General features: G+C 72.6%; 21 protein-coding genes. 10 read left to right on the forward strand and 11 right to left on the reverse strand.

Going from position 1 to position 26,057, the window contains the following annotated elements:
• Window positions 1-48 precede the first annotated feature (48 nt).
• On the reverse strand, window positions 49-1,356 hold the full coding sequence (locus tag ABTW87_RS10335) for an aspartate aminotransferase family protein (RefSeq protein WP_350650497.1): 1,308 nt from the start codon (window positions 1,354-1,356) through the stop codon (window positions 49-51).
• 497 nt (window positions 1,357-1,853) lie between these two features.
• On the opposite strand from ABTW87_RS10335, the gene ABTW87_RS10340 reads away from it, so the two are divergent.
• Together ABTW87_RS10340 and ABTW87_RS10345 are read left to right on the forward strand one after the other, a co-directional pair.
• Complete coding sequence (locus tag ABTW87_RS10340) at window positions 1,854-2,447, forward strand: hypothetical protein (protein WP_350650498.1); 594 nt, start codon at window positions 1,854-1,856, stop codon at window positions 2,445-2,447.
• A 177-nt stretch (window positions 2,448-2,624) separates the two neighbouring features.
• Window positions 2,625-3,632, forward strand: a complete 1,008-nt coding sequence (locus ABTW87_RS10345) for a hypothetical protein (protein WP_350650499.1) — start codon at window positions 2,625-2,627, stop codon at window positions 3,630-3,632.
• 4 nt (window positions 3,633-3,636) lie between these two features.
• Here ABTW87_RS10345 and murD read toward each other — a convergent pair whose 3' ends face one another.
• Window positions 3,637-4,983 carry a UDP-N-acetylmuramoyl-L-alanine--D-glutamate ligase gene (murD, locus tag ABTW87_RS10350; protein ID WP_350650500.1) on the reverse strand — a complete coding sequence of 449 codons (1,347 nt, stop codon included), beginning with the start codon at window positions 4,981-4,983 and terminating at the stop codon, window positions 3,637-3,639.
• A gap of 85 nt (window positions 4,984-5,068) precedes the next feature.
• Here murD and ABTW87_RS10355 point away from each other — a divergent pair, with 85 nt between their 5' ends.
• The gene (locus ABTW87_RS10355; RefSeq protein ID WP_350650501.1) at window positions 5,069-6,415 is read left to right on the forward strand and encodes a MurL-like N-terminal domain-containing; all 1,347 of its coding nucleotides are present in this window, start codon (window positions 5,069-5,071) and stop codon (window positions 6,413-6,415) included.
• 96 nt (window positions 6,416-6,511) lie between these two features.
• On the opposite strand, the gene ABTW87_RS10360 is transcribed toward ABTW87_RS10355, so the two are convergent.
• Together ABTW87_RS10360 and ABTW87_RS10365 are read right to left on the reverse strand one after the other, a co-directional pair.
• Complete coding sequence (locus ABTW87_RS10360; protein ID WP_350650502.1) at window positions 6,512-8,353, reverse strand: PucR family transcriptional regulator; 1,842 nt, start codon at window positions 8,351-8,353, stop codon at window positions 6,512-6,514.
• 37 nt (window positions 8,354-8,390) lie between these two features.
• Window positions 8,391-9,266 carry a TrmH family RNA methyltransferase gene (locus ABTW87_RS10365; RefSeq protein ID WP_350650559.1) on the reverse strand — a complete coding sequence of 292 codons (876 nt, stop codon included), beginning with the start codon at window positions 9,264-9,266 and terminating at the stop codon, window positions 8,391-8,393.
• Between the two features lie 240 nt (window positions 9,267-9,506).
• On the opposite strand from ABTW87_RS10365, the gene ABTW87_RS10370 reads away from it, so the two are divergent.
• Window positions 9,507-10,928, forward strand: a complete 1,422-nt coding sequence (locus tag ABTW87_RS10370) for an endo-1,4-beta-xylanase (RefSeq protein ID WP_350650503.1) — start codon at window positions 9,507-9,509, stop codon at window positions 10,926-10,928.
• Between the two features lie 97 nt (window positions 10,929-11,025).
• The gene (locus tag ABTW87_RS10375; protein ID WP_350650504.1) at window positions 11,026-12,873 is read left to right on the forward strand and encodes a thiamine pyrophosphate-requiring protein; all 1,848 of its coding nucleotides are present in this window, start codon (window positions 11,026-11,028) and stop codon (window positions 12,871-12,873) included.
• A 143-nt stretch (window positions 12,874-13,016) separates the two neighbouring features.
• Here the strand turns inward: ABTW87_RS10375 and ABTW87_RS10380 are convergent, their stop codons facing one another.
• Window positions 13,017-13,595: a dihydrofolate reductase family protein gene (locus tag ABTW87_RS10380; protein WP_350650505.1), complete on the reverse strand. Its 579-nt coding sequence runs from the start codon at window positions 13,593-13,595 to the stop codon at window positions 13,017-13,019.
• 146 nt (window positions 13,596-13,741) lie between these two features.
• Between ABTW87_RS10380 and ABTW87_RS10385 the strand changes: the two genes are divergently transcribed.
• Window positions 13,742-14,758 carry a sigma-70 family RNA polymerase sigma factor gene (locus ABTW87_RS10385; RefSeq protein ID WP_350650506.1) on the forward strand — a complete coding sequence of 339 codons (1,017 nt, stop codon included), beginning with the start codon at window positions 13,742-13,744 and terminating at the stop codon, window positions 14,756-14,758.
• A gap of 170 nt (window positions 14,759-14,928) precedes the next feature.
• On the opposite strand, the gene ABTW87_RS10390 is transcribed toward ABTW87_RS10385, so the two are convergent.
• The gene (locus ABTW87_RS10390; RefSeq protein ID WP_350650507.1) at window positions 14,929-15,270 is read right to left on the reverse strand and encodes a DUF6223 family protein; all 342 of its coding nucleotides are present in this window, start codon (window positions 15,268-15,270) and stop codon (window positions 14,929-14,931) included.
• Window positions 15,271-15,458: 188 nt separating this feature from the next.
• On the opposite strand from ABTW87_RS10390, the gene ABTW87_RS10395 reads away from it, so the two are divergent.
• From ABTW87_RS10395 to ABTW87_RS10405, 3 genes are read left to right on the forward strand one after another with little or no spacing between them, the layout of a single operon-like run.
• Window positions 15,459-16,574 (forward strand): ATP-binding protein, encoded by a 1,116-nt coding sequence (locus ABTW87_RS10395; RefSeq protein WP_350650508.1) that lies wholly within the window; start codon window positions 15,459-15,461, stop codon window positions 16,572-16,574.
• The gene (locus ABTW87_RS10400; protein WP_350650509.1) at window positions 16,571-17,236 is read left to right on the forward strand and encodes a response regulator; all 666 of its coding nucleotides are present in this window, start codon (window positions 16,571-16,573) and stop codon (window positions 17,234-17,236) included. Before ABTW87_RS10395 ends, ABTW87_RS10400 begins: the two co-directional genes overlap by 4 nt.
• 41 nt (window positions 17,237-17,277) lie before the next feature.
• Window positions 17,278-18,588: a phospholipase D-like domain-containing protein gene (locus ABTW87_RS10405; RefSeq protein WP_350650510.1), complete on the forward strand. Its 1,311-nt coding sequence runs from the start codon at window positions 17,278-17,280 to the stop codon at window positions 18,586-18,588.
• Window positions 18,589-18,750: 162 nt separating this feature from the next.
• Here the strand turns inward: ABTW87_RS10405 and ABTW87_RS10410 are convergent, their stop codons facing one another.
• The 4 genes from ABTW87_RS10410 to ABTW87_RS10425 all read right to left on the reverse strand — a co-directional run bounded on the left by ABTW87_RS10410 (window position 18,751) and on the right by ABTW87_RS10425 (window position 23,677).
• On the reverse strand, window positions 18,751-20,949 hold the full coding sequence (locus ABTW87_RS10410) for a transglycosylase domain-containing protein (protein ID WP_350650511.1): 2,199 nt from the start codon (window positions 20,947-20,949) through the stop codon (window positions 18,751-18,753).
• 192 nt (window positions 20,950-21,141) lie between these two features.
• Entirely contained in the window at window positions 21,142-21,942 is an 801-nt protein-coding gene (locus ABTW87_RS10415; RefSeq protein ID WP_350650512.1) for a hypothetical protein, read from the reverse strand.
• 150 nt (window positions 21,943-22,092) lie between these two features.
• A complete protein-coding gene (locus tag ABTW87_RS10420) occupies window positions 22,093-23,205 on the reverse strand; it encodes an SPFH domain-containing protein (RefSeq protein WP_350650513.1) in 1,113 nt (370 codons plus the stop codon).
• 4 nt (window positions 23,206-23,209) lie between these two features.
• Window positions 23,210-23,677: an NfeD family protein gene (locus ABTW87_RS10425; RefSeq protein WP_350650560.1), complete on the reverse strand. Its 468-nt coding sequence runs from the start codon at window positions 23,675-23,677 to the stop codon at window positions 23,210-23,212.
• 85 nt (window positions 23,678-23,762) lie between these two features.
• Here ABTW87_RS10425 and ABTW87_RS10430 point away from each other — a divergent pair, with 85 nt between their 5' ends.
• On the forward strand, window positions 23,763-25,076 hold the full coding sequence (locus ABTW87_RS10430; RefSeq protein WP_350650514.1) for a serine hydrolase domain-containing protein: 1,314 nt from the start codon (window positions 23,763-23,765) through the stop codon (window positions 25,074-25,076).
• Window positions 25,077-25,089: 13 nt separating this feature from the next.
• Here the strand turns inward: ABTW87_RS10430 and ABTW87_RS10435 are convergent, their stop codons facing one another.
• Window positions 25,090-25,905 carry a DUF3097 domain-containing protein gene (locus tag ABTW87_RS10435; protein ID WP_350650515.1) on the reverse strand — a complete coding sequence of 272 codons (816 nt, stop codon included), beginning with the start codon at window positions 25,903-25,905 and terminating at the stop codon, window positions 25,090-25,092.
• Between the last annotated feature and the right edge of the window lie 152 nt (window positions 25,906-26,057).

A 26,057-nucleotide genomic window follows, 5' to 3' on the forward strand; every position in this document is an offset into this window, starting at 1 on the left:
CTTCCGTTCGCGACTGCGGGGCTCGCAGACCCGGCTCACTCCTCGCGCTCACGCCGGCACCGCCTGGGCGACGCAGGAGCGGATCGCGTCGACCAGGATGGCCAGGCCCTCGCGGGCCTCGTCCTCGGTCAGCGTGAGCGGCGGGCCCATCCGCAGCACGTTGCCGTACAGGCCGCCCTTGCCGGCGAGCAGACCGCCGGCCCGGCACGCCTCGAAGACGCGGGTGGTCAGCGCCGGGTCCGGCTCGCCGGTGCCCGGCCGGACGAACTCGACGCCCAGCATCAGGCCCTTGCCGCGTACCTCGGCGACCTCCGGAAGCCCGCCCACCGCGGCCCGCAGGCCGTCGGCGAGGATCGCGCCGACGCGGGCCGCGTTGGCCTGAAGGTCGTGGTCGAGCAGGTAGTCGAGGACCGCGTTGCCGGCGGCCGTGGAGACCGGGTTCCCGCCGAACGTGGAGAAGCTGATCGCCGGCACCGACTCGACCACCTCGGCCCGCCCGACCACACCGGCGAGGACGAACCCGTTGCCGACGCCCTTCGCGAAGGTCAGCAGGTCCGGGGTGACGCCGTGCGCCTGGTAACCCCAGAAGTGCTCGCCGGTACGCCCCCAGCCGGTCTGCACCTCGTCGGAGATGAGCAGGATGCCGTGCTCGTCGAGGACCTTCTTCCAGGCCGCGAAGAGCCCGTCCGGGCCGTGCACGAATCCACCGACGCCCTGGATCGGCTCGGCGATCACGCACGCCACGTCACCGGCGGTCTGCGTGGCGAGGACCTCGCGCAGGTCCTCCACCGCCGCGTCGATCCGGTCCGCCTCCGGCAGCCGGGCGAGCAGCCCGCGCAGCCGCTCACCGGAGTGCAGCCAGGCCACCTGCAACGGGTTGAGCGGGCTGGCCGACCAGCCGCGGTTGCCGGTGACGCCCATCGCCGCGTACGACCGGCCGTGGTAGCTGTTGCGGACGGCGAGGATCTGGTGCGAACGACGGTGGTTGGTGGCCATCAGCAGCGCAGCCTCGTTGGCCTCGGTGCCCGAGTTGGTGAAGAACACCCGCGCGTCGGGGATGCCGGACAGGCGCGCCACCTTCTCGGCCAACTCCACCTGCTGCCGGATCAGGTACAGGGTGGAGGTGTGCACGATCCCGGTCCGCAGTTGGCGCTCCACCGCCGCTCGGATCTCCGGGATGTCGTACCCGATCATGTTCGTCAGGACCCCGCCGAAGAAATCCAGGTAGGTGCGACCCTGCGCGTCGGTCACCCGCCGGCCCTCGCCGGAGACGAGCTCGATCGGTTCGGCGTAGTACAACGGCATCCAGGACGGGAGCACGGCCCGGTGCCGGGCCAGCAGGTCGTCGACGGTCATCGTGCACCTCTCAGCGCGGTAGGGGTCTTCGCACGCTCTCACCGGGGCGCGTCGGGGACAACTGGCACTGTGTAGCGCACCGGGGTCATTCGGTTGACACCACGTCAACGGCGCCCGGCGCCCGGTCCGGGCCGGCGCGGGCTTGGCCGGGCCTGGTGCCAGATCGAGCGTGGTGTCCGGTTCCGCGATGAACTTTGGGGTCGGTGTCCGGTTCCGGGGTGTGGTCGGGGGCATCCGGTCGGCGGAATGGTGGCGGGCTCGGGGTCGTTACATCACGTGGACGATCGAGTAGGACCGCGTGGGCTTCGGGCCCGTTGGCGGTGGGCCGGAATGATGTCGGCCGGTCGGTCGTTACATCTGGACCCGGCACCGTGTAGGGCGTCCCCCCGCCCCGGCCGGGTTCTTCCCCCAAGTCTTGTGAGCGCCTCGGATGGTGCTTGCACCACTGCCGTCCCCCCTTGTGGCGTGGTGCCAATCCCCCGAATGGAGCTTCCGTCATGAACACGATCTTTCGTAAGAGCGTTCTGGGTGTTGCTGGTCTGGCGTTCGCCGGTGGCATGGTCGCCGGCCCGCTGAACCACGACACCACCGCCGCCGCGATGGCGAGCAGCCCGGCCGCCGCTGTGGCGGTGCAGGCTGACAAGCCGGACATGGGCAAGCTGATTCCGCATGGTGTGCAGGGTGCGCAGTCGCGGATCGACCTGTCCGATGAGCAGGTGGCGAATGTGAAGGCGATCATCGCGGCGACGAAGAAGGCCGGCATGGACGAGCGGGCCGCCGTGGTCGCGATCGGCACGGCGTTGCAGGAGTCGAAGCTGGAGAACCTGGGTCACCTGGGTGAGCGCAACGACCACGACTCGCAGGGCCTGTTCCAGCAGCGCCCGTCCAGCGGGTGGGGCACGGTCGAGCAGATCACCGACCCCGAGTACTCGACCATGGCGTTCCTCAAGGGCCTCAAGCAGGTCGACGGCTGGCAGGACATGCCGCTGACCGTGGCCGCGCAGACCGTGCAGGTCTCGGCCTACCCCGACCACTACGCCCAGTGGGAGCAGCAGGCCGCCGACCTCGTCGCCGAGCACTGGAACAGCTGACCACAGACCTTCCTCACAGGGGGAACCACGCCGCTGGCCGGCACCCGAACCCGGGTGCCGGCCAGCGGCATCTGCGCGTCCGCCAGCCGTAGATCTTGGACACTTTCCGTTCCACGCGAGCGGAAACTGTCCAAGATCTACGGAGAGTGTGGCGGACTGATCGGTAGCATCCGGTGGGTGCGGAGCCAGGGGGTGGCGTTGCCGAGCGGGCAGCCCGGGACGTCCGCCACGGAACTGGTCGGCGGCGTCCGGGCCTGGATCGGGTCGGCGCCGCTGCGGTCCCTGGTCACGCACTTCGGAGGAGCCTGGCCGGCCGGTGACCTGCCGGCTCTGCTCGACGGGTTGGACGACTTCACCGCCCGGCACTGGGACTTCCGCGCCGGCCGGGAACGCCCGGACGCCCGCGAGCCGGCCCTCGACCCGTACACCAGGGATCTGGTCCTCGACGCCGCCGCCGCGCTCGGCCTGGTTCACCCGGTCCCGCCGGCCCGACCCGACTACGCCCACCTGGTGGTGCTCGGCGGTCTGGCGCACGCCTGCCTACGGCGGGTGGCGTACGCCGCGCACCTGCTGCGCGCCGGCGTCTCGGCGAGCGGCGAGCTGGCCGTGCTCGGCAGTCTCCGCCCGTTGTCCGAGGTGGAGCGGCGGGCCCTGGCCGATGCCGGCCTGCCGGCCTGCGCGACCGAGGTCGACGTGCTGGACCTCGCGGTGCGGTGGGTGTTCGGGGTGCCCGCGCCGGCCGAGGAGGACGGGCACGAGGCCGGCCACCCGCACCACTCATGGTCGTCGCGCACGTACCGGCCCCGGGGCCTGCCGCCGGTACGCGTGCTGGCCGCCCCGTCGAGCGAGCCGGAGCGGCGTCGGGCGCACACCGCCGACACCCAGCGGTTCTGGGCCGGTCATGTGGCGCTCGCCCCCGGCGACCCGGTGCTGCTGGTGACCGCACCGATCTACGTGCCGTTCCAGCACTGCGACGCGCTGCGCACCCTCGCCCTGCCGCACGGCTGCGGCATCGAGACGGTCGGCGTCGACCCCGCCCTGCCCGACGTGGCCGTGCTGCCCGAGCCGACCCTCACCGCGGGCCGCTACCTGCAGGAGATCCGCTCGGCGATCCGCGCGATGCGCACCCTGTGCAAGGAAGGGCCCCTTGTTAACGCCTGGCGTTGTAAAGGGGCCCCCTCTTAACACTTCAGCCAGCGCTGTCGCGTACCGCCTCGGCGAACACCTCGGACCGGTGCTCGAAGTTGCGGAACCGCCCGTAGCTCGGCGCGGCCGGGGAGAGCAGCACCACCCCGCCGGCCGGGGTGACCTGCCGGGCCAGCCGTACCGCCTCGACCAGGTCCTCGACCGCCTCGCAACGCACCTTCGGCAGCCCGTCGAGCGCCGCGACGATGCGTGGCCCGCTGTCCGGGATCCCGATCACGGTGAGTTCCCGCTCGGCGAGGTGTTCGCGCAGCGGCGCGTAGTCCAGGCCCCGGTCGGTGCCACCGACGATCACGGTGAGCGGCCGCCCGTCGTACGCGTCGATGGCGTGCATCGCCGCGTACGGGCTGGTGGCGAGCGTGTCGTCGACGAAGGTCAGCCCGGACGGGTCGGCGATCTCGGTGAGCCGGTGGGCGAGGCCCTGGAACTCGGCGACCGCCACCGCGAGGGTGTCCCGGCGGGCGGCCACGTCGACGCCGAGCGCGTCGAGCACCGCCAGCGCCACGCAGAGGTTGCCCTCGTTGTGCCGGCCGACGAGCGGCAGCACCGCCCGCGGGAAGAGCGGCTGGTCGCCGTCGTAAAACCAGGGCGTGCCGTCCGGGCCGCTCGCCACGTGGGTGGTGTCCGGGGTTCCGGCGCGCACGGCCGGCCGGTCGCCGAGCTCGGCGGCGAGCCTCGGGTCGGCGCCGTTGACGACGATCGTCTGCGGGTGGTGGGCCAGCAGGTTGAGCTTGTCGCGGTAGTACTCCCGCTCGCCGCCGTGCGCGTCGAGGTGCTCGGGGAACAGCGCGGTCACCACGGCGACCCGGGGCGAGTCGGTCAGGTCGCTGCACTGGTAGCTGGACAGCTCCAGCACGTACAGCTCGGCCTCCGGCAGGTCCAGCGTCGGCACGCCGATGTTGCCGCCGAAGACGTTGGGCCGGTCCACGGCGGCGAGCAGGTGGCTGATCAGGCTGGACGTCGTGCTCTTGCCCTTGCTGCCGGTGACGCCGACGGTCCGCGCCGCGTGGTCTGCCATCCACAGTGCGGTGCCCTGGGTGACCGGCATGCCCCGGCTTCGCAGCTCGACCATCCACGGATGCGTGTTGGGCACACCGGGCGAGCGGACCACCACGTCGGCGGCGGCCAGCCGGTCGAAGCCCGCCTCGCCGGTGACCAGCGGCGCCGCCTCCGCGAGTGGGCCGTCCCAGGGCAGACTGAGGAAGGAACCGCTGTCGTCGACGGCGACCAGGTCCGCCGGGCCGTGCGCGGCGATCGCGATCACCGCGGCCCGGCCCTCCCGGCCGGTCCCCCAGACGGCGACCTTGCGTCCGCGCAGGTCAGACAGGCGCACAAGCTCTCCTCGGGTGTCGGCGACGTCGGCGGGCGGGGTCCGGCGCACTCGGGCACGGCGGACGAACCAGGGCCTAGTATGGCGTGTGCCCAACGAGCAGCCGCGGCGGATGGACGCCTTCACCTTCCCGTCCTACTCCATCGACCTCTCCACCGGGGAGGCGTTGTTCGACTACGCCCTGACCGGGCCCGACGGCGAGCAGCGCTTCACCGAGGTGGTCACGCTCCCGCTGCCGGCGGCACCGCCGTCGGACGAGCAGGTGGCGACGCTGGGCCGGGTCCTGGAACTGCTGCACGTGGTCGCTGGCGTCAGCTACTACAAGACCGCCGCGCCGCGCCGGCTGGTGCTGCCGGCGCCGCTGGGGTCGGCCGCCGTCGCACTGGTCACGGCCGTCTACACCAAGGGCCTCGGGGAGTACGCGTACCGCAACGCGCTGCCGCACGTGCTGGAGCTGCGTCCCGAGGTACCGGCCGGTGAGGTCGCGCCGGCCGTCGGGTACGACACCTACGGCCGGCGGCCGCTCTCCGCGGTCGGGGGCGGCAAGGACTCGATCGTGAGTCTGGAGGCGCTGCGCCGGGGCGGGTTCGAGCCGGTGCCGTTCTCGGTCAACCCGAATCGGGTGATCGAGTCGGTCAACGCGGCCTCCGGGCTGCCGGCGCTGGCCGCGCGGCGGCGGATCGACCCGGTGCTGTTCGACCTGAACGCGGCGGGCGCGTTGAACGGCCACATCCCGGTCACCGCGATCAACTCCCTGATCGCGGTCGCGACGGCGGTGCTGAACGGCCTCGGCCCGGTGGTGATGTCCAACGAGCGCTCCGCCTCCGACCCGAACCTGGTGTGGGACGGGCACGAGATCAACCACCAGTGGTCCAAGGGCGTCGAGGCGGAGGGGCTGCTGCGGGCGGCGCTCGGCGAGCACGCCGGGCTCAGCGACCCGTACTTCTCGCTGCTGCGCCAGCTGTCGGAGCTGCACATCGCCCGGCTGTTCGCGACCATCGACCGTTACGACGACGTGGTGACCAGCTGCAACGCGGCGTTCAAGCTGCGCGGCGCGACCGAGCGCTGGTGCCGTAACTGCCCGAAGTGCCGGTTCGTCTTCCTGGCCCTGGCGCCGTTCATGCCGCGCGAGCGGATCACCCACATCTTCGGCGGGGATCTGCTCGCCGATCCGGAGCAGCTGCCCGGCTACCGGGAGCTGCTCGGCGTGGACGGGCACAAGCCGTTCGAGTGCGTCGGCGAGGTCGAGGAGTCGGTGGTGGCGCTGAGCCTGCTCGCCGAGCAGGACCAGTGGCGCGACGCTCCGGTGGTCCGCGCTCTCATCGACGCCGTACCCGACACCGCCTGGAGCGCGGCCGCCACCTCCGACGTCCTCACCCCGGGCGGCCCCACCCACACCCCCGCCCAGTACCTCAAAACCCTGAACGCCCTCTAGCCCCCACCCGAAGGCGGTTGATCAAGAGGTTTTGGTCGTGGTCAAGGTTGAATCAGGACCAAAACCTCTTGATCAACGTGCGCGGGACGGGGTGGGTCAGGGGGTGCGGATGGCGTCGAGGGCCAGTAGGGCCACGTGCAGGCTCAGGGAGGCGTCGACCGAGTCGAGGTCGACGTCGAGGATGCGGCCGATGCGGGCCAGGCGCTCGTAGAACGCCGGGCGGGACAGGTGCGCCGCGCTCGCCGCCGCGGTCTTGTTGCGGCCCTGCTCCAGGTACGCGCGCAGCGTGCCGAGCAGTTGCTCCCGGGGGTGCTGCGCGTCGTACGCCAGCAGGGCGCCCAGCTCGCGCTCGACGAACGTCTGCAGGCGCGGCTCGTCCCGCAGCAGGTGCAGCAGTCCGGCGAGCCCGACGTGCGGCAGCCGGAAGACCGGCAGGTCCCGCCGGTCGCGCCGGGCGGCGTCGGCGACCTGCCGCGCCTCGACCAGCGAGCGTCGCGCCTCCCGGAGGCTGCCGACGCCCGAGCCGGCGGCGATGACCACGGCACCGGCCGGAGCGGGGGGCCCGCTCGCGTCACCGGCCCGCGGCGGCGGGACGGTGCACCCAGGCTCGCCGGGCACGGCCGCCCCGCCGGGCAGGTCGCTCGGTCGGGTGGCGAACGCCTCCGGGCGGTGCCGGCGCAGGGCGGTGGCGAACGCCGCCAGCGAGCGTTCCTCGGCCGTGGCGTCAGGCACGGCGAGCAGCGCGCCCACGGCCTGGTCGTCGAGGGCGCTGGTGAGGGCGGTCAGGTTCGCCTCGCGTACCGCGTGACCGACCGCCTCGGCGAGGTCCCGCAACCGGGCCGGCCCGGCCTCCGGCCCACCCGCGGCGAGCCCGTCGCCGGCCGGTTCGACACCGGGTGCGTCCTCGCGGTACCGGACCACCACGCCCACCAGGTGCCGCCGCTCCAGCACGACGCCGAGGGCCCGGGCCCGCAGCGCCACCTCGTCGACCGGCCGGGAGTGGTCGAGCAGCGCCGTCAAAAGGGTGCGGTGCAGCTGCCGTTCGAGGCCCTCGGCGTCCCGGCGGATGAGCCGGCCCAGCGCGAGAGTCGAGGCGGCCCGCTCAACCAGGATGGTGAGCCGGGTGGGTGGGGTGTCGGGCGTACGGCCGGGGACCGGTGCCGGCTCGTCGACCCGCGCGTGCCCCGGCGCACCGCGCCCGGAGGTCAGTTCGCCGTCGCCGGGCCAGCGCAGCAGCAGCCGTCCCCAGTCCTGGCCCCGGGCGCCGACCGTGGTCACCAGCCAGCCGCTGTCGGCGTCGTACGCCGTCCGCCCGGCCGGCCGGACCCGCCGGGAGTGCTGTTCCCAGCCGTCCAGGAGCAGCTCCGCGCTCTGCCCCGCCGGGTCGTACGCGAGCACCTGCCGGGACAGGTTCTCCAGCACCACCGGGCAGCCGGACAGCTCGGCGGCCTGCCGGACCACTTCACTCGGTCCGGCGCCCTCCACCGACAGCTCGGTGAAGCGCTGGTGGATCTCCTCGGTGGCCCGCAGCTCGGTCAGCTGCGCGTCGACGATAAGTGCGTGCACCGCCTCGGTGACCCGGACGAAGGGGGTGGTCCGGCGCAGCTCCACCAGGGGCAGCCCGCGCCGGTCGGCGGCGGCGGCCATCACGCGGGGCACTGCGCCGACGTACCGCCGGCCGAGCTCGACCACGAGACCGGCGACCCCGACGTCGGCCAGGCCGTTGATGAACGCCCGCAGGCCGGCGTCGTCGGCCGGCAACCCGATCCCGGTGGTGAGCACCAACTCGCCCCCGCCGAGCAGGGTGGCGATGTCGGGCACCTCGGCCACGTGCACCCAGCGGACCGGCCGGTCCAGCCCGGCGTCGCCGGCGACCAGGCGCGGCGCGCCGTGGCGCACCGGTTCCAGCGCGAGGACCTCACGGACGGTGGGAAACACGGCGACACGCTACCGCCGCCCGTCGCAACGGGCGAGGTCAGAGGGGGTCGTCGCGGCCCAGTTCCCAGGCGGCGACGGCGGTGGCGGCGGCGACGTTGAGCGAGTCCACGCCGCGCCGCATGGGGATCACCACCCGCACGTCGCTGGCGTCCATCGCGGCCCGGGTCAGGCCGGCGCCCTCGGCGCCGAGCAGCAGCGCGGCCCGGGCCCGCTGGGCGGCGTCGAGGTGCTGGATCGGGACCGCGTCCGGGGCGGGGGTCATCGCCAGGACGGTGAATCCGGCGGCGCGGACCTCGGCGAGCGCGTCGGGCCAGGGGTCGAGTTTGGCGTACGGGACGGCGAACACCTCGCCCATGCTGACCCGTACGCTGCGCCGGTAGAGCGGGTCGGCGCAGGTCGGCGACAGCAGCACCGCGTCGACGCCGAGACCCGCGACGGCCCGGAAGATCGCTCCCAGGTTGGTGTGGTTGTTGACCTCCTCCAGGATCACCACGCGGCGGGCCGAGGCGAGCACGTCGGCGGCGGCCGGCAGCGGACGGCGCCGGAACGACGCGAGCACGCCCCGGTGCACGTGGAAACCGGTGGCCTGCCGCAGCACCTCGGGCGTGGCCGCGTAGACCGGTGCGGCCCCGGTGTCCAGGTCGGCGACCTGGTCGGCCCGCTTGGCGTCGACCAGGTACGACCGGGGCGGGTACCCTGCCCGCAGGGCGCGGCGGAGCACGAGTTCACCTTCGGCGATGAACAGGCCGTGCGGGGGTTCCCAGCGCGTCCGCAGTTCGACGTCGGTGAGCGCGCGGTAGTCGGCGATCCGGTCGTCGTCGGGGTCGGTGATCAGGTGGACGGGCACCTGACGATTCTGCCGGACGGCGCGGGGAGGTCGGCGGCGGCCGTCGCCGGCCGCGTTACCGGGAATCTTCCGGCCGTCCCCTCCGGGCGCGACGTGGCCTGCCGGCCGGTTTCCGGCGAAACCCGGGCGCTGTCGATGGTTGAGCCTTCCGGAAACATTCCGATAGCATCGACCCGCGCGGATGAGCACTCCAGATCGTGATCTTCAGCAGGCCTCCGGGCGGCCTGCGCGGGTCGCGCCCGGCGCGATGGGCAGCGCCGGCCCGGCACCCGCACCCACCATCCGACTTTCCCGGAAGGCATCGACATGAGCAACCCCCCGGTCCCACGTGGGGACCGAACGACCCGCGCCCGCACCGTTCGGCGCCTGGCCCTGACGGTCGCGGTCACCGGCGCCCTCGTCGGCGCCACGGTCGCCCTCGCCCCGACGGCGAGCGCCGGCACCACGCTGGGCGCGTCGGCCGCCGAGAAGGGCCGCTACTTCGGCGCGGCGGTCGCGGCGAACAAGCTCTCGGACAGCACGTACGTGGGCATCTTGAACCGCGAGTTCAACTCGGTCACGCCCGAGAACGAGATGAAGATCGACGCGACCGAGCCGCAGCAGGGGCAGTTCAACTTCGCCAACGCCGACCGCATCGTCAACCACGCCCGCTCCAACGGGATGAAGGTCCGCGGCCACACCCTCGCGTGGCACTCCCAGCAGCCCGGCTGGATGCAGAACATGTCCGGCACCGCGCTGCGCCAGGCGATGCTCAACCACGTCACCCAGGTGGCCACCTACTACCGGGGCAAGATCGACTCCTGGGACGTGGTGAACGAGGCGTTCGCCGACGGCAGTACCGGCGCCCGGCGCGACTCCAACCTGCAGCGCACCGGTGACGACTGGATCGAGGCGGCGTTCCGGGCCGCCCGGACCGCCGACCCGAACGCGAAGCTCTGCTACAACGACTACAACACCGACGACTGGACCCACGCCAAGACGCAGGCCGTCTACCGGATGGTCCGCGACTTCAAGCAGCGCGGCGTGCCGATCGACTGCGTCGGTCTGCAGTCGCACTTCAACAACCAGTCGCCGTACCCGAGCAACTACCGCACCACCCTGTCCAGCTTCGCCGCGCTCGGCGTGGACGTGCAGATCACCGAGCTGGACATCGAGGGCGCGTCGGCGGACACCTACCGCCGGGTGGTCGAGGACTGCCTCGCCGTCGCCCGCTGCAACGGCATCACCGTCTGGGGCATCCGGGACAGCGACTCGTGGCGCTCGTACCAGAACCCGCTGCTCTTCGACGCCAGCGGCAACAAGAAGCCCGCCTACACCGCGGTGTTGAACGCGCTCAACGACGGCAACCCGCCGCCCACCACCCCGCCGCCATCCACGCCGCCGCCGTCCACCCCGCCGCCGTCGACCCCGCCGCCGAGCACGCCGCCGCCCGGCCCCGGTGGCTGCAACGCCTCGGTGAGCCTGCAGACCTGGACCGGCGGTTTCGTTGCCACCGTCCGGGTGACGGCGGGCTCGTCCGGCACCAACGGCTGGGCGGTCACCATGACGCTGCCCGGCGGTGTGTCGCTGGTCAACTCGTGGAACGCCACCCCCAGCGCCAACAGCGGGACGGTCCGGTTCAGCAACATGAGCTACAACGGCCGGCTGGGCGCCGGCCAGACCACGGAGTTCGGTTTCCAGGGCAACGGCAGCCCCGGCACGCTGACCCCGTCCTGCTCGGCTAGCTGACCATTCCCTACGACGCCCGGTGCGGGCTTCCCCTCCCCGCACCGGGCGCCACCCTTTCGGGGTGTTTCCGCCGTCGTGGCCGGGGAAAGCCGCGCCCGTGAGCATCGACGGTGACGGGTGGCGGCCGACCCCGCCGTGGTCCCTGCCCCGAAACGCGACGGTCGCCGACCACATCGTGCAGCGGCTGGCCTGCTGGGGCGTCCGCCGGTACTTCGGCTTCCCCGGTGACGGCATCAACGGCATGACCTCCGCCCTGCAACGCACCGACGAGAAGGCGCAGTTCGTCCAGGTACGGCACGAGGAGACCGCGGGTTTCGCGGCGTCGGCGCACGTCAAGTACGGCGGCGGGCCCCTCGGCTGTGTGCTGGTCACCAGCGGGCCGGGGGCGATCCACGCGCTCAACGGCCTGTACGACGCGAAACTCGACCACCAGCCCGTCGTCGCGCTGGTCGGGCACACGGCGCTCACCGCCGAGGGCGGCGGCTACTACCAGGAGGTGGATCTGCTCGCCCTCTACAAGGACGTCGCCGCCGCGTACCTCGCCCAGCTCGACCACCCCACCCAGGTACGCCACCTGGTGGACCGGGCGTGCCGCACGGCGCTCGCCCGGCGTACCGTCACCGCCCTGGTCCTCCCCCTCGACGTGCAGGACAAGCCGGCGGTGCCCGACCCCCCGTACGCCCACGGCTACTACCACACCAGCAGCGTGCCCAGCAGCGGCCCGACCGTGCCGCCGGAGGCCGACGTCCGCCGGGCCGCCGAGGTGCTGCGCGGCGGCGAGCGGGTGGCGGTGCTCGTCGGCCAGGGCGCGCTGGGCGCCGAGACCGAGGTACGCGAGATCGCCCGCCGGCTCGGCGCCGGTGTGGCCACGGCGCTGCTCGGGTTCGCCGCCGTCGACCACCGCGAGCCCTGGGTGACCGGCGCCATCGGTCTGCTCGGCAGCCGGCCGAGCTGGCAGCTCATGCAGGGGTGCGACCGGCTGCTGATCGTCGGCAGCAACATGCCGTACTCGGAGTTCTACCCGCCGCCCGGGCAGGCCCGCGCCGTGCAGATCGACCACGACGGCACCCTGCTGGGGCTGCGCTACCCGACCGAGGTGAACCTGACCGGCGACGCCGCCCCGACGCTACGGGCGCTGCTGCGGGAGCTGGGTCCCGGTCCCGGGCCGACCCGCTGGCGGGAGACGATCGCCCGGGACACCTCGGCGTGGCGGCAGTCGCAGCGGGAGCTGGCCGGGCAGTCGGGCGACCCGGTCAACCCGCAGCTGCTCTTCGCCAGCCTCAGCGACCGGCTCCCCGACGACGTGATGCTGGCCGTCGACTGCGGCACCGCCACCGCCTGGTACGCGCGACACATCCAGGTCCGCCCCGGCATGCTGGCCAGCCTGTCGGGCACCCTGCTGTCCATGGGCGGCGCCATGCCGTACGCCCTCGCCGCCAAGTTCGCCCACCCGGACCGGCCGCTGGTGGCCCTCATCGGCGACGGCGCGATGCAGATGAACGGCGTCAACGAACTGATCACGGTGGCGAAGTACTGGCGCGGCTGGGCCGACCCGCGCTTCGTGGTGCTGGTCCTCAACAACCGGGACCTGGCGTTCGTGAGCTGGGAGCAGCGGTCCAGCGAGGGCACGCCGATGTTCCCGGACAGCCAGCAGCTGCCCGACATCGGCTACCACCGGTGGGCGGAGGTGCTGGGGCTCGGCGGCGAACTTGTCGACTCCCCCGACCAGGTGCCCGGCGCGTGGGAACGGGCCCTCAACGCCGACCGCCCGACCGTCATCAACGCCCTTGTCGACCCGGCCGAGCTGATGCTGCCGCCGCACTTCACCGCCGACCAGGCCCGCAAGACCGCCGCGGCGGTGCTGCGGGGCGACACCGACTGGGCCGGCATCCTCCGCCGGGGCCTGCCGGCCACGGTCAGCGCGTACAAGCCGCGCCGGAGTTGAGCGCCGCCGGTCAGTCGCGCTTCACCGCGGCCGCGAAGACCCGCCAGGCGTACGGCTCGAAGCGCAGCGTTCCGCCGTCGGGGTCCTCGGGGGTCACGCACCAGCACCACGCCCGGCAGGTTGTCGGCGACCTCCAGCGGTAGCTAGGCGTCTCGGACGGGCTGGTAGGTGAGGAAGGCGAGCCCGTCGCCGACGGCTCGGATGTCGACCAGGCGCATGGGTTTCTGGTCGCTGGTCCCGCCGAACAGGCGCTCGCCGGCCCCGAGGACGAACGGGTGGATCATCAGCCGCAGCTCGTCGACGAGGTCGTGCTCTATCAGGGTGTGCACGAGCCGGCCGCTGGCGTAGACGACGATGTCCCCGTTCAACCCTTGTTTCAGCTTCGAGACTTCGGTCACCACGTCGCCGGTCAGGACCGTCGAGTTGTTCCACCTGGGATTTTCCAGGGTCGCGGAGACGACGTACTTGGGCAGGCTGTTCAGCCTGTCCGCCCACCCACCCCTGCGGGACGGCCACCGCGCGGCGAAGAACTCGTAGCTCCGCCGGCCCAGCAGCAGCGCCTCGGCGCCCAGCGCCTCGTCACGCTCGACCTGGGCCCACGCTTCGCGGTCTCTGTCCCCGACCTGGCTGAACCAGCCACCGCGCCCGAAGCCCTCCTCACCGGTCGGGTCCTGAACGACTCCGTCGAGCGAGACGTTCTCGCTGATGACGATCTTTCCCACGTCGGGTCTCCTTCTCGGCGTTGTCCGCTACCGATGATGTAGACAACGCCGCGTGGCGAAAGTGGCGCCCGCCAACCGCCCCGTTCGCCCCTTGGCCGGTGTCCAGACAGGAAGCGCGACAACTCGCGGGAAGAGGGTGGCCCGAGGTGGAGGAAGCGGCAGCTGACTTGATCCGCAGGGCGCAGGCCGGGGACGGCGACGCGTTCCGGGAGCTGACCGAACCGTACCGCCGGGAGCTGCAGGTGCACTGCTACCGGATGCTCGGATCGTTCCAGGACGCCGAGGACACCCTGCAGGAGGCGCTGCTGGCCGCCTGGCGAGGCCTCGGAGGGTTCGAGGGACGGGCCTCGCTGCGCACCTGGCTCTACCGCATCACCACCAACCGGTGCCTCAACGCACGCCGGTCCGCCAGTCGACGCCCGGCCAAGCAGTGGGACGTACCCGATGTTGAACCGCCCGAGCCGACGCGGATCGGCGAGGTCGTCTGGCTCGAACCATTTCCCGACGCCCTGCTCGAGGGAGCCATCGACGCGCCCCTCGGCCCAGCGGCCCGCTACGAGCAGACCGAAGCCATCTCCCTGGCCTTCGTAACCGCCCTTCAAATTCTGCCGCCTCGCCAGCTCGCCGTGCTCATCCTGCGCGACGTCCTCGGCTACCAGGCGAACGAGGTGGCCGGCATGCTGGGCTCAAGCGTCGAGTCGGTCAAGAGCGCTCTCAAACGGGCGCGCGCCGGCCTGCAGCACCGACGGCCCACGACCGACGACCGCGAACGGTCACCCGTCCCCGACTCAGCCGCTGAGGATGCGATCGTGGCGAAGTTCCTCCGTGCCTGGGAGTCCGCCGATCTGGACGCGCTGGTGGCCCTCCTGACCGACGACGTCTTCATCTCGATGCCACCGATGCCCTTCGAGTACGAGGGCCGGGACGTCGTGGCCCGCTTCTGCGCCAGCATCTTCCACGCCGGTCGGCGGTTCGACCTCGTCCCGACGCGAGCCAACGGTCAACCCGCGTTCGGCGCATACCTACGCTCCCCGAACGGCATCAGCCATGGGACCGGTCTCTACGTCCTCACTCTCACCGGCGCCCGGATCTGCGCCATGACCCGTTTCGAGAACACCGTCCTCCCATCCTTCGGGCTACCGCGATCGCTCCCGAGCCGATAGCAGCCTCACCAGGGTCCGTGGGCGGCACCGGTCGGTCCGGCTGCCGGTGGGTGGCGGCCAGCCGGAGCCGGCCGCCACCGCAGGGCGGTCCGCGGCGGCCGTCTGCGCCGGTCGATCCGCGTCACTAGGTGGCCCGCCGCCGGTCGGCGCGATCCTCGGTGGCTGGGTCTTCAGGCGGTGCGGCGGGTGCGGGCGAGCGCCAGCCCGCCGAGGAGGGCGGCGACCAGCCCCAGCACCAGGGCCGCGTACCCGCCGACGATGCCGTTGCCGGTGCCGGGGCCACCGTCGGCGGTGCCCACCACCAGCCCGCCCACGAGCGTGCCGGTCACCCCCGCCACCACCGCCACGAGCGCGTTCCGCCTCCCGCTGCGGCCGGCGGGGCGGGCGAGCGCCAGCCCGCCGATGATCACGGCGGCCAGCGTGGCGATCGCGGCCACGGTGGCCACGAGGCGGTCCCCGGTCAGGGTGTACGCGTCGACGGTGGACGCGGCGAGCAGGTCACTGATCGGCATGAGGTTCTCCTTCGTGTCCGGATGTCGCTGATCCTGTCCGGTGGACCCGTCCCGTTGCGTCGTGCCGATGTGGACACTTCACGCTGCTGCGAGCGTGGGTGCGGGCCGTGCGGATACCGCGTACGTGGTAGGCGCGGCTCGTTCCCGCGCACGAGTCGCCGGGGCAGGCGCCCGGTTATGGTGCGCGCATGAGCAGCCCACGATTGCGGGTCCGGGACTGGCTGATCGCGGTCGGGGTGGCGGCGATCCTGCTGATCAGCGGGCTGTCCGGAGACCGCCCGGCCGGTGGCGCGGGTCTGCTCGGCGTCACGCTGCTGGCGGCCGGTGGTCTGGCGCTGGCCGCGCGCCGGCGCGCCCCGGTCGCCGTCCTGGTCGGCACCGGAGCCTGCGCGGTGGGTTACCAGGCCGCCGGATTCACCGTGTTCGCGGTCGCGTACCTGGTCGCGGTGTACGCGACGGTGCGGGCCGGGCATCGCACCGCCACTGTGGTGACGAGCGTGGTCATGCTTGTCGCGCTCCCCCTGGCGGCGACGCTCTCCGGTCTGCGCGACGTGGGCGAGGCGCTCCTGCAGGCCCGCGGCGTCCTTGAGCTGGCCTGGCTGATCGCCGCCGGTGCGGCGGGCGAAGCGTTGCGCCAGGCCGAGCGGCGGGCGGACGAGGCCGAACGCACCCGCGAGGAGATCGCGCTGCGCCGCGCCGACGAGGAGCGGCTGCACATCGCGCGGGAACTGCACGACTCGCTCACCCACCAGATCTCGGTGATCAAGGTGCACGCCGAGGCCGCCGTACACCTGGCGCAGAAACGGGGTGAGCAGGTGCCGGAGGCGCTGCTGGCGATCCGGGACGCCGGGCGGGAGGCGGCCCGCGAGCTGCGCGCGACCCTGGAGGCGCTGCGCGACGACGGCAACACCACAGGGTACGGGCTGCGCCAGGTCCCGGACCTGGTGCGGCGGGTACGGACAGCCGGCCTGGACGTGACGTTGACGGTCGAAGGGAGCCGCCGTGCCGTACCGGTTGCCGTCGACCGGACCGCGTACCGGATCGTGCAGGAGTCGCTCACCAACATCACCCGCCACGCCGCGGCCGCCACCGCGTCGGTCCGGATCGTCCACCGTCCCGACGCGGTGCTCATCCAGGTCGACGACGACGGCAGAGCCACGCCGGGATCCACGCCGACGCCCGGCGTCGGGCTCCTCGGGATGCGGGAACGGGTGGCCGCCGTCGGTGGACGGCTCCGCACCGGGTCGCGCGACGAGGGCGGCTTCACCGTCCACGCGGAACTCCCCGTGGAGCGTGCGTCGTGATCCGGGTCCTGCTGGTCGACGATCAACCGCTGATCCGCAGCGGCTTCCGCGCGCTGCTCGACGCCGAGGACGACATCACCGTTGTCGCCGAGGCCGCCGACGGCGGCGCGGGGGTGGCCCTGGCTCGGCGGCACCTGCCCGACCTCGCGCTCATCGACGTCCAGATGCCGGTCGTCGACGGCATCGAGGCGACCCGGCGCATCGCGGCGGATCCCGCCCTGGCCGGAGTGCACGTCGTCATCCTCACCAACTACGGGCTGGACGAGTACGTCTTCCACGCGTTGCGGGCCGGCGCGGCCGGTTTCCTCGTCAAGGACATCCTGCCGGAGGACTTCCTGCACGCCGTCCGCGTCGCCGCCCGCGGTGACGCGCTGCTCGCACCGTCGATCACCCGCAAGCTGATCGACCGGTACGTCACCCAGCCGCCGCCCACGGACGCCGCCGCCGCGCTGGCGCAGCTCACCACCCGCGAACGCGAGGCCGTCGCCCTGGTCGCGCTGGGCCTGTCCAACGACGAGATCGCCGGACGCATGGTGATCAGCCCGGTGACCGCCAAGACCCACGTCAACCGCGCGATGACCAAGCTGCGGGCCCGCGACCGCGCGCAACTCGTGGTGCTCGCGTACGAGTCGGGCCTGGTGGTGCCGCGTACGAGCGGGTGAGGGGGTAGCTCGGCGGCCCGGTTCGCTGACATCATCCAGGTATGCAGATTTGTAGATTTCTGCCACGCCTCGCGACCCGGTCGGCACTGGTCTTCACGACCCTCCTCGCCGCCGCCGGTGTCCCCGCCCTGCTCCCCGCGCCGGCCAGCGCCGCCGAACCCGACCCGGTGCTGAACAAGCCGGTGTTCAGCCGGCCGCTCGGCACCGTCGCCGAACAGAACGCGATCTTCGCGCAGCTCGCCCGGATCATCGACCGGGTCCCGGCGGGCGAGGAGATTCAGATGTCCTGGTTCCACTTCTCGTTCTCGGACGTCACCGACACGGCCACCACGCCGGACATCCCCGGCCGCCTCATCCGCGCCCACCAGCGGGGCGTACGGGTGAAGATCATCCTCGACCACTCCTCGGCGAGCGGGCGCCCGTTCCAACGGCTGCAGCCGGTCCTCGGCTCGAACGACGCCGCCGGCTCGTACATCGTGCACTGCTCGGACCGATTCCCCAGCCAGGACCGTGGCTGCATCGGTACGCGGGCGATCAGCTACACCGACTCGACGGTCACCGCGTACAACCACAACAAGTTCCTCACCGCCTCGAAGATCGTGCTCGACAGCGGGGCGACCGTCTCCAACGTGGTCTTCCAGGGCTCGGCGAACCTGACCTGGTGGGACGCGAACGAGGCGTACAACAACGGAGTCACCTTCAGCGACGCCGCGACGTACACCGCGTACCGGACGTACTTCGCGGACCTGCGCTCCCACCGGTACAGCTCGACCGGTGACAACAACTACTACTGGGTGACGCCGACCGGCAGCACCTACAAGGCGCACTTCTTCCCGCGCCGGGAACGGTCCGGCCAGCCGGTCTCCGACCCCGCCACCGACACCGTCGTCAGCATCCTGAACTCCGTGGCCTCGTGCAGCTACGACGACGCGGGCACCCGCCGGCAGACCGACATCCGGGTCAACATGTACTCGTTCACCCGGCCCGAGGTCGCCAAACGGCTCACCGCGCTACGCAACGCCGGCTGCTGGGTCGACGTCGTCTACACCGAGGCGAACACGGCGGTGCTCAACGCGCTAAGCAGCACCATCCAGCTCACCAGGTGCAACTTCAACGTCGGCCCGGGGCTGGACGTCCGGACCCACAACAAGTACATGCTGATCGACGGCGCGTACGACGACGACATCGTGCCCCGGGTCTTCACCGGAAGCCACAACTACGCGGTCTCGGCGCTGCGGCAGGCCGACGAGACCCTGCTGCGCATCATGGGGCGCGGTATGCACGACGACTACCTGCGCGACTTCTGGCATGTCCGGGACACCTGCCGGGCCCGGGGCGGCGCGGTGCGCTGACCGACTGCTGCGGCGACCGCGCAGCGCCGCGCGGTGCGGTGCGGTGCCGCGCGGTGCAGTGCGGTGCCGCGCGGTGCAGTGCGGTGCCGCGCGGTGCAGTGCGGTGTTAAGAAGGGCCCCCTGTACAACGCGAGGCGTTAACAGGGGGCCCCTCCTTACATCTCAGCCGCGGCGGTCGAGCCAGCGGCGGAAGTTCTCCAGCGGGTCCTCGGCCGGGTCGCGCCGGGGCCGGCGGTCGTCCGGCTCCGGGCGCTCGACCGGGCGGCGGGGGTCGCCGACCAGCTCGGGGCTGGGCGCGGCGAACGCCCTCTCCGGCTCGCCCTTGACGGCGGTGGCGATCACCCGGGCGACCGCCTCGATCACCCGCGCCTGGACCGGCCCGCCGACCGCGTCCGTCGCGTCGTCCGGGTTGGCGGCGATGCCGGCGACCGCGACCTGCGGGGTGAAGCCGACGAACGTCTCGGTGGCGTTGCCCTCGGAGCTACCCGTCTTGCCGGCGACCGGCCGGCCGTCCAGGATCCGGTTCACCGCGGTGGCGGTGCCGCCGTTGCACTGGCCGAACGGGGACTGCTGGCCGACCGGGCAGCGCGCCGCGTCGGTCGCGGCCCGGGCCACGTCGGCGTCGAGCACCCGCTTGCAGGACGGCTCGACCGGCACCGTCGAGCCGTCCGACGCGGTCACCGAGACCACCGGCAGCGGCGCGCAGTACGTCCCCTCCGCGGCGACCGTCGCGTACGCGTTGGCCAGGTCCAGCGGAGTCGTCGAGGCGACCCCGAGGGTGAAGGCGCCCCAGTTCTCGGCGTCGTTCGCGGCGAACGCGGCGTCGGCGTCGGCCCGGAAGGTGATGCCGAGGCGCTGGGCCATCTCGACCACCTTCTCCGGCCCGACCTGCTCGGCGAGCCAGACGAAGTACGTGTTCACCGAACGGCCGAAGCCGTCCCACATCATCCGGTAGCCGTCCATCCACTCCGGGTTGGCGTTGGCCGGGCACCAGCGCCCGTCGCAGGCGCCGTCGCCGTCGGCGGCGTACCGGGTCGGCAGGCGGCTCGGCGCGTCGAAGCCGGTGGACAGGGGCTTGCCCGCCTCCAAGGCGGCGAGCATGGTGAACAGCTTGAACGTCGACCCGGCCTGGTAGCCGGCGACGCTGCCGCCACCGGAGATCAGCGGATTGACGGTGTTCGGGTGGTTGGTCTGGCCGTCCGGGTTCGGCGCCAGGCTGTAGTGCCGGTTCACGGCCATCGCGAGGACGCGGCCGGTTCCCGGCTCGACCGCGGCGATCGGCAGGGCGCGCTTGTTGCCGTATCCGTAGACGCTTGTCGCCTGCTTCTGCGCGGTCGCCTGGATCTGGGGGTCCAGCGAGGTGACCACGGTGTAGCCGCCGCGGCGCAGCGCCTGCTCGCGCTCCTCGACCGTCTCGCCGAAGGCGGGCTGGGTGAGCCACCACTGCCGCAGGTAGTCGCAGAAGAAGCCCCAGTCGTCGTGACCGCCCGCCATCGCGGTGCAGCCGTTGGGCTGTGCGGTGGGCCGCAGCGCCAGCTTCTCGGCCTTGGCCGCGGCGGCCTGGTCGGCGGTGATCGCGCCCGTCGCGACCATGGCGTCCAGCACGTACGCCCGCCGGACGAGCGCCGCGTCCGCGTCGCCGTCGATCGGGCTGTACGCCTCCGGCGACTGCACCAGGCCGGCGAGCAGCGCCGCCTCGGCGAGCGTCAGGTCCGCCGGCGCCTTGGCGAAGTACCGCTGGCTGGCGGCGGCGATGCCGTACGCCCCGGAGCCAAAGTACGCGATGTTCAGGTAGCGGTTGAGGACCTCGTCCTTGCCGAGGCGCTGCTCCAGCGCGTTCGCGTACCGGATCTCCTGGAGCTTGCGCCCGACGGTCTGCTCGGTCGCGGCGGCGCGCTCCTCGGCGGTGCGGCCCGGGTCGGTCTTGAGCACGTTGCGGACGTACTGCATGGTGAGCGTCGAGCCGCCCTGCGCGGTCTCGCCGTCGGAGACGTTCGCGACCAGGGCGCGCGCCAGGCCACGCAGGTCGACGCCACCGTGGTCGTAGAAGCGGCGGTCCTCGGCGGCGACGATCGCCTCCCGCATCACCGGGGCGATGTCCGCCAGCGGCACGTCCGTCCGGTTCACGTCGTAGAACGTGGTGAGCAGCGTCCTGCCGTCGTTGGCGTAGAGGTAGGAGCGCTGGGGGGTGGCCGGCGTACGCAGGGCGTCCGGCAGCGCTTCGTAGCTCCCGAAGGCCGCGCGGGCGGTGAAGCCGAGCAGCAGGTTGCCCGGCAGCGCGGCGACCGCCAGGACGAGACCGGCGAGAACGCCGGCGAGCAGCACGGTGAACAGCCGCGCGAGCGGCGTACGGGTGGCCATGGTCCCCAAGGATTGCCACGAAAGCCACCAACCGCCCACCCGCAGCGACCGGTTGTCAGCAACCTCACGGCGAGTAACCAGCCCCCTCCCAGCCCCACCCGCCCACCCCCGGTTGATCATGAAGTTGTAGTGGCGACACGCCGACGCGGACCGCGATAACTTCATGATCAACGCGGGCGGGGCGGGTGGGGATCAGGTTGGGAGGGGGCCCTGGGGGGTGGTCGGGGTGGGTGGGGTGGGTGTGCTGAGGCTGGCGGCCGTGGCGTCGCGGATGATGTCCCGCGGGGTCAGGCGGCCCGAGCGGTAGCCGATGCCGATGCCGGCGATCAGCACGAAGATCGCGCCGAACGTCTGCAGCGAACCGATGAGCGAGCCGGCCAGGCCGAGCAGCGGCGCCGCGATCATCAGCATGGTGCCGTCGCCCATGCTGAACGCGCCCGACCGGGCCACCGCCCAACCGGTGGCCAGCCAGCCCAGGCTATAGCAGGCGGAGCCGACGAGCACCAGCATGCGCGCGGTGGTGCCGAAGACCGGCGTCTCCTCGGCCAGGCCCGCGAACGGGAGCATGAGCACGGTGCCGGCGAGACCGAGCAGGAGGCCGGTCACCGCGGCACGGCGGCTGCGGGTCGCCGCCAGCAGGCCGGTCAGGGCGAGTATCGCGAGCAGGCCGAGCCACACCGCCGCGACCCAGCCCACCAGGTAGAGGGGCCGGCCGTCGGCGGGGTACGGGTCGTTGCCGACACCGCCGTCACTGGCCATCGACACGAGGCCGTAGAGGATCGCGTACGCCGGGAGCAGCCAGACCGCCGCGCGGGCCAGCCGGCGCAGGGACCACGCCCAGGTCGCGTTGGTGGCCGGTGCGGTCCACCTGGGTTCGGCGACGAAGGGCAGCACCCCGAACCCCCCGCCGGCACGCCGGGTGCCGAGCGGCGCGACGGGGTCGTGCGCCCCGATCTCCGCCGAGGTTCGTGCCCGCCTGCCCGGATCCTTCATGCGTCACCTCGCTCCGCACGAGCGGTGCGGGACGCGCCGGGGCGCCCCGAGGCCTGGTCACCACCCGTCCTAAGACCGATCGTGGCAGGCACCGGAGCGCCCCATGAGAGTTTCTCGTATTTGGCCGGCCCGGTCGGGCGAGCCCTCCGGTCAGCCCCGCTCGCGCTGGTCGGCCGGATCGGTGAGCAGGCTCGCCGGGGACACCGGCTCGGGCGCCGGAAGCCCCTGCGGCGCGCTCTTGCCGCCCGAGGCCTGCGCCTCGGCGACGCGTACCTCGTCGTGGATCTGCTGGGCGGCGGCCGCCGCGGCCTGCGCGGCCTCGGCCGCCTCCTGCTCGACCTGGCTGGCGCCGTCGGAGGCCTCCGGCGTCGGCGCGTCGCCGACCATCTGGCTCAGCCCGCCCAGCGCGCCGCCCATGCCCTCGAGGGCCTTGGTCAGCTCCGCCGGGACGATCCAGACCTTGTTCGCGGTGCCGTTGGCGATCTGCGGCAGCGCCTGCAGGTACTGGTAGGCGAGCACCTTCTGGCTCGGGTTGGCCTGGTGGATCGCGTCGAAGACGGTGCGGATCGCCTTGGCCTGGCCCTCGGCCTGCAGGATGCGTGCCTGCCGGTCACCGTCGGCCCGCAGCACCGCCGCCTGCTTCTCACCCTCGGCGGTCAGGATCTGCGACTGCTTGTGCCCCTCCGCGTTGAGGATCGCCGCGCGGCGGTCCCGCTCGGCGCGCATCTGCTTCTCCATCGAGTCGCGGATGCTCGGCGGCGGCTCGATCGCCTTGATCTCCACCCGGGTCACCTTGATGCCCCACCGGCCGGTGGTCTCGTCGAGCACGCCGGACAGGTGCCGGTTGATCTCCTCGCGGCTGGTCAGCGCCCGCTCGAGGTCGAGCGAGCCGATGACGTTACGCAGCGTGGTGACCGTGAGCTGCTCGATGGCCTGGAGGAAGTTCGAGATCTCGTACGTCGCCCGGACCGAGTCCACCACCTTGAAGTAGAGGACGGTGTCGATCGAGACGACCAGGTTGTCCGAGGTGATGACCGGCTGGGGCGGGAAGCTGACCACCTGCTCCCGCATGTCGACCTTCGTACGCACCGCGTCGATGAACGGCACCAGCAGGTTGAGGCCCGGGTTCAGGGTGCGCTTGTAACGGCCGAGCCGTTCCACCACGTCCTGGCGCTGCTGCGGCACAATCCGCACCGCCTTGGCCAGCGTCACCACGGCGATGACCGCCACGGCGATCAACAGGGCCGGGAACACGAATTCCATGTACTCACCTTTTCGCGTCGGGTAGCTCGCCGGGGGAAGAAAGGTCGTCCCGCCACACCAGGGCGGTGGCGCCACGAAGCTGGATCACCTGCACCCGGTCACCCGGGACGAAGGTCTGGGTCGCGTCGTAGGAGCGGGCCTGCCACAGCTCGCCGTCGATCTTGACGAGGCCGTGGTCGACGTCGACCTGCTCCAGGACGAGCGCCGTGGTCCCCTCGATCGCTCCGACACCGAACGGCTCCTCGCTGGCGGTGAGCGAGGCACGCCGGCGCAGCGACGGCCGGACGCCCAGCACGGTCAGCGCGGAGACGATCGCGAAGACGATCGCCTGGATCTCCACGGGAGCGCCCAGCGCCGCGGCGCCCGCGGCGGCGAAGGCGCCGACCGCGAACATGATCAGGAAAAGTGTCGTCGTGAAGATCTCGGCGACGGCTAGCACCACGCCGAGCACGATCCACAGCACCGCGTCCACGTACACGATCGTGACATGCAAATGCACGTGTCATCGAACTGTCATGATCAGTAGGCTCCCGGCAACCGCCCACCGAGGAGGAAATGTGCCCCTTCTACCCGGTACCACCCGTCAGATCGACACCATGGTCGCCGAGGCGCAGTCCACCGGCCGCACGCCGTCGCTGGTCATCGGCCTGGTCCGTGGCGGCGCCCTGGCCCACCTCGCCACAGCCGGGGACCATCCGCGGCCCGACGCCGACCTGCAGTACCGGATCGGCTCGATCAGCAAGACGATGACCGCCACCCTGGTGCTGGCCGAGCGCGACGCCGGCCGGCTCGCCCTGGACGATCCGCTGGAACGGCACCTGCCGGGCACGGCGGGCGGCCGGCTCACCCTGCGCGAACTGCTCGGCCACTCGAGCGGCCTGCAACGCGAGCCGGTGGGCGCCTGGTGGGAGCGGGCCGAGGGCGGCGACCTGCCCGCCCTGCTCGGCGGCGTGACGCCCGACAAGATCGCGTACCCGCCGTACCGGTCGTACCACTACTCGAACCTCGCGTACGGGCTGCTCGGCGGCGTGCTCGAGCGGGTCACCGGCACGTCCTGGGCCGACCTGGTGCGCGAGCGGATCCTGGAACCACTCGGGATGCGCCGCACCACGTACGCCGCCACCGAGCCGTTCGCCCGCGGCTACGTCGTACACCCCTTCACGGACACCCTGCGCGAGGAGCCCCGGACCGACACCGGGGCGATGGCGCCCGCCGGGCAGCTCTGGTCCACGGTCGGGGACCTGACCCGCTGGGCGGCGTTCCTCGCCGACCCCGCACCCGACGTCCTGGCTCCGGAGACCGTCACCGAGATGTGCGCACCGGTGGTGATCAACGACCTGGACTCGTGGAGCGGCGGGCACGGGCTGGGGCTGGAGCTGTACCGGCGCGGCGACCGCGTGTACGTGGGCCACGGCGGGTCGATGCCCGGCTACGTGGCCGCCCTGGTCGTGCACCGGCCGAGCCGCACCGCCGTCGTGGGCTTCGCCAACTCGTACGGCTTCCGCACCGGCGGGATCGGCAGCCTCGCCCTGCGGATCCTCGACCTGGTGCTGGACACCGAGCCGGTGCCGCCGGCGCCCTGGCGGCCGGCCCAGCCGCCGCCGGCCGGGACGGCCGAGCTGGCGGGGCGCTGGTGGTGGATGGGCGTACCGATGGACCTCACCTGGGACCACGGGACGGGTGAGCTGGTGGCCGCGGTTCGCGGGGAGCGGATCAGCCGGTTCGGGCCGGCGGGCCCGGACCGCTGGCGGGGCAGCTGCGGGCCGGAGTACGGCGAGATCCTGTCGGTGCTGCGCGACGGGTCGGGGGCGGCGGTGGCGCTGGACATCGCCACCTTCGTCTTCACCCGCGACCCGGACGAGGAGCCCTGAGCGGACCGGCGGCTCACCCCTCCGGTTCGGTCACGAAGTCGATCAGGCGCTCCATCGCGTTGATCAGCGGGGTCTCGACGTCGGCGAAGCTGTCCACCCGGGCGAGGATGCGCCGCCACAAGTCGGCCGGCTCGGCCACGCCGAGGGCGGCGCAGACGCCCTCCTTCCAGGGCTGGCCGGGCGGCACCACCGGCCAGGCCCGGATACCCAGCGCAGCCGGCTTCACCGCCTGCCACACGTCGACGTAGGGGTGCCCGGTCACCAGCACGTACGGCGAGGTCACCCGGGCCACGATCCGGCTCTCCTTGGAGCCGGGCACGAGGTGGTCGACGAGGACGCCCAGCCGCCGGCCCGGGCCGGGGGCGAAGTCGCGTATCTCCGCGTCGAGGGCGTCGACGCCGTCCAACGGCTCCACCACCACGCCCTCGATCCGCAGGTCGTCGCCCCAGATCCGCTCGACGAGCGCGGCGTCGTGGACGCCCTCCACCCAGATCCGGCTGGCCTTGGCGACCCGGGCACGGACGTTGTCGACGGCGATCGATCCGGAGGCGGTCCGTCGCCGGGCGGCCGGGACCGCCGGACGCGCCGGGCGCCGCAGGGTCACCGGCTGGCCGTCGAGCAGGAACGCCGCCGGCCGCAGCGGGAAGTTGCGTCGCCGCCCGTGCCGGTCCTCGAGCACCACCGCACCCGATTCGAACCCGACCACCGCACCGCAGAAGCCCGAGTCGGCGTCCTCGACCACGAGATCGATCTCGGCCTCGATCTCCGGGGTCACCTTCCGCCGCCGCCAGTCCCCCGCCAACACGTCCCGGTCGTACCGCCCCACCATGTCGATCACGCTAACCCGCGCCCCCCGCACCCGCCCGCTCCGGCACGCCGCCCAACCCCTGGTCGATCATGGAGTGGTGGTGCTTGACAAAGGCGACTGAACGCCCTGAAACGCCCACCACAACTCCATGATCGGCGAGAGAAGGGCGGGCC

Origin of the sequence: Micromonospora sp. NPDC126480 (genome assembly GCF_040302465.1) — a bacterium.
GTDB lineage: Bacteria > Actinomycetota > Actinomycetes > Mycobacteriales > Micromonosporaceae > Micromonospora.

What these genes read in the sequence shown, in the direction of transcription:
- ABTW87_RS10390 (WP_350650507.1), bottom strand. Translation starts at nt 15,270, where the DNA reads ATGCCGATCAGTGACCTGCTCGCCGCGTCCACCGTCGACGCGTACACC.
- ABTW87_RS10395 (WP_350650508.1), top strand. Translation starts at nt 15,459, where the DNA reads ATGAGCAGCCCACGATTGCGGGTCCGGGACTGGCTGATCGCGGTCGGG.
- ABTW87_RS10335 (WP_350650497.1), bottom strand. Translation starts at nt 1,356, where the DNA reads ATGACCGTCGACGACCTGCTGGCCCGGCACCGGGCCGTGCTCCCGTCC.
- ABTW87_RS10405 (WP_350650510.1), top strand. Translation starts at nt 17,278, where the DNA reads ATGCAGATTTGTAGATTTCTGCCACGCCTCGCGACCCGGTCGGCACTG.
- ABTW87_RS10340 (WP_350650498.1), top strand. Translation starts at nt 1,854, where the DNA reads ATGAACACGATCTTTCGTAAGAGCGTTCTGGGTGTTGCTGGTCTGGCG.
- ABTW87_RS10420 (WP_350650513.1), bottom strand. Translation starts at nt 23,205, where the DNA reads ATGGAATTCGTGTTCCCGGCCCTGTTGATCGCCGTGGCGGTCATCGCC.
- ABTW87_RS10410 (WP_350650511.1), bottom strand. Translation starts at nt 20,949, where the DNA reads ATGGCCACCCGTACGCCGCTCGCGCGGCTGTTCACCGTGCTGCTCGCC.
- ABTW87_RS10415 (WP_350650512.1), bottom strand. Translation starts at nt 21,942, where the DNA reads ATGAAGGATCCGGGCAGGCGGGCACGAACCTCGGCGGAGATCGGGGCG.
- ABTW87_RS10435 (WP_350650515.1), bottom strand. Translation starts at nt 25,905, where the DNA reads ATGGTGGGGCGGTACGACCGGGACGTGTTGGCGGGGGACTGGCGGCGG.
- ABTW87_RS10370 (WP_350650503.1), top strand. Translation starts at nt 9,507, where the DNA reads ATGAGCAACCCCCCGGTCCCACGTGGGGACCGAACGACCCGCGCCCGC.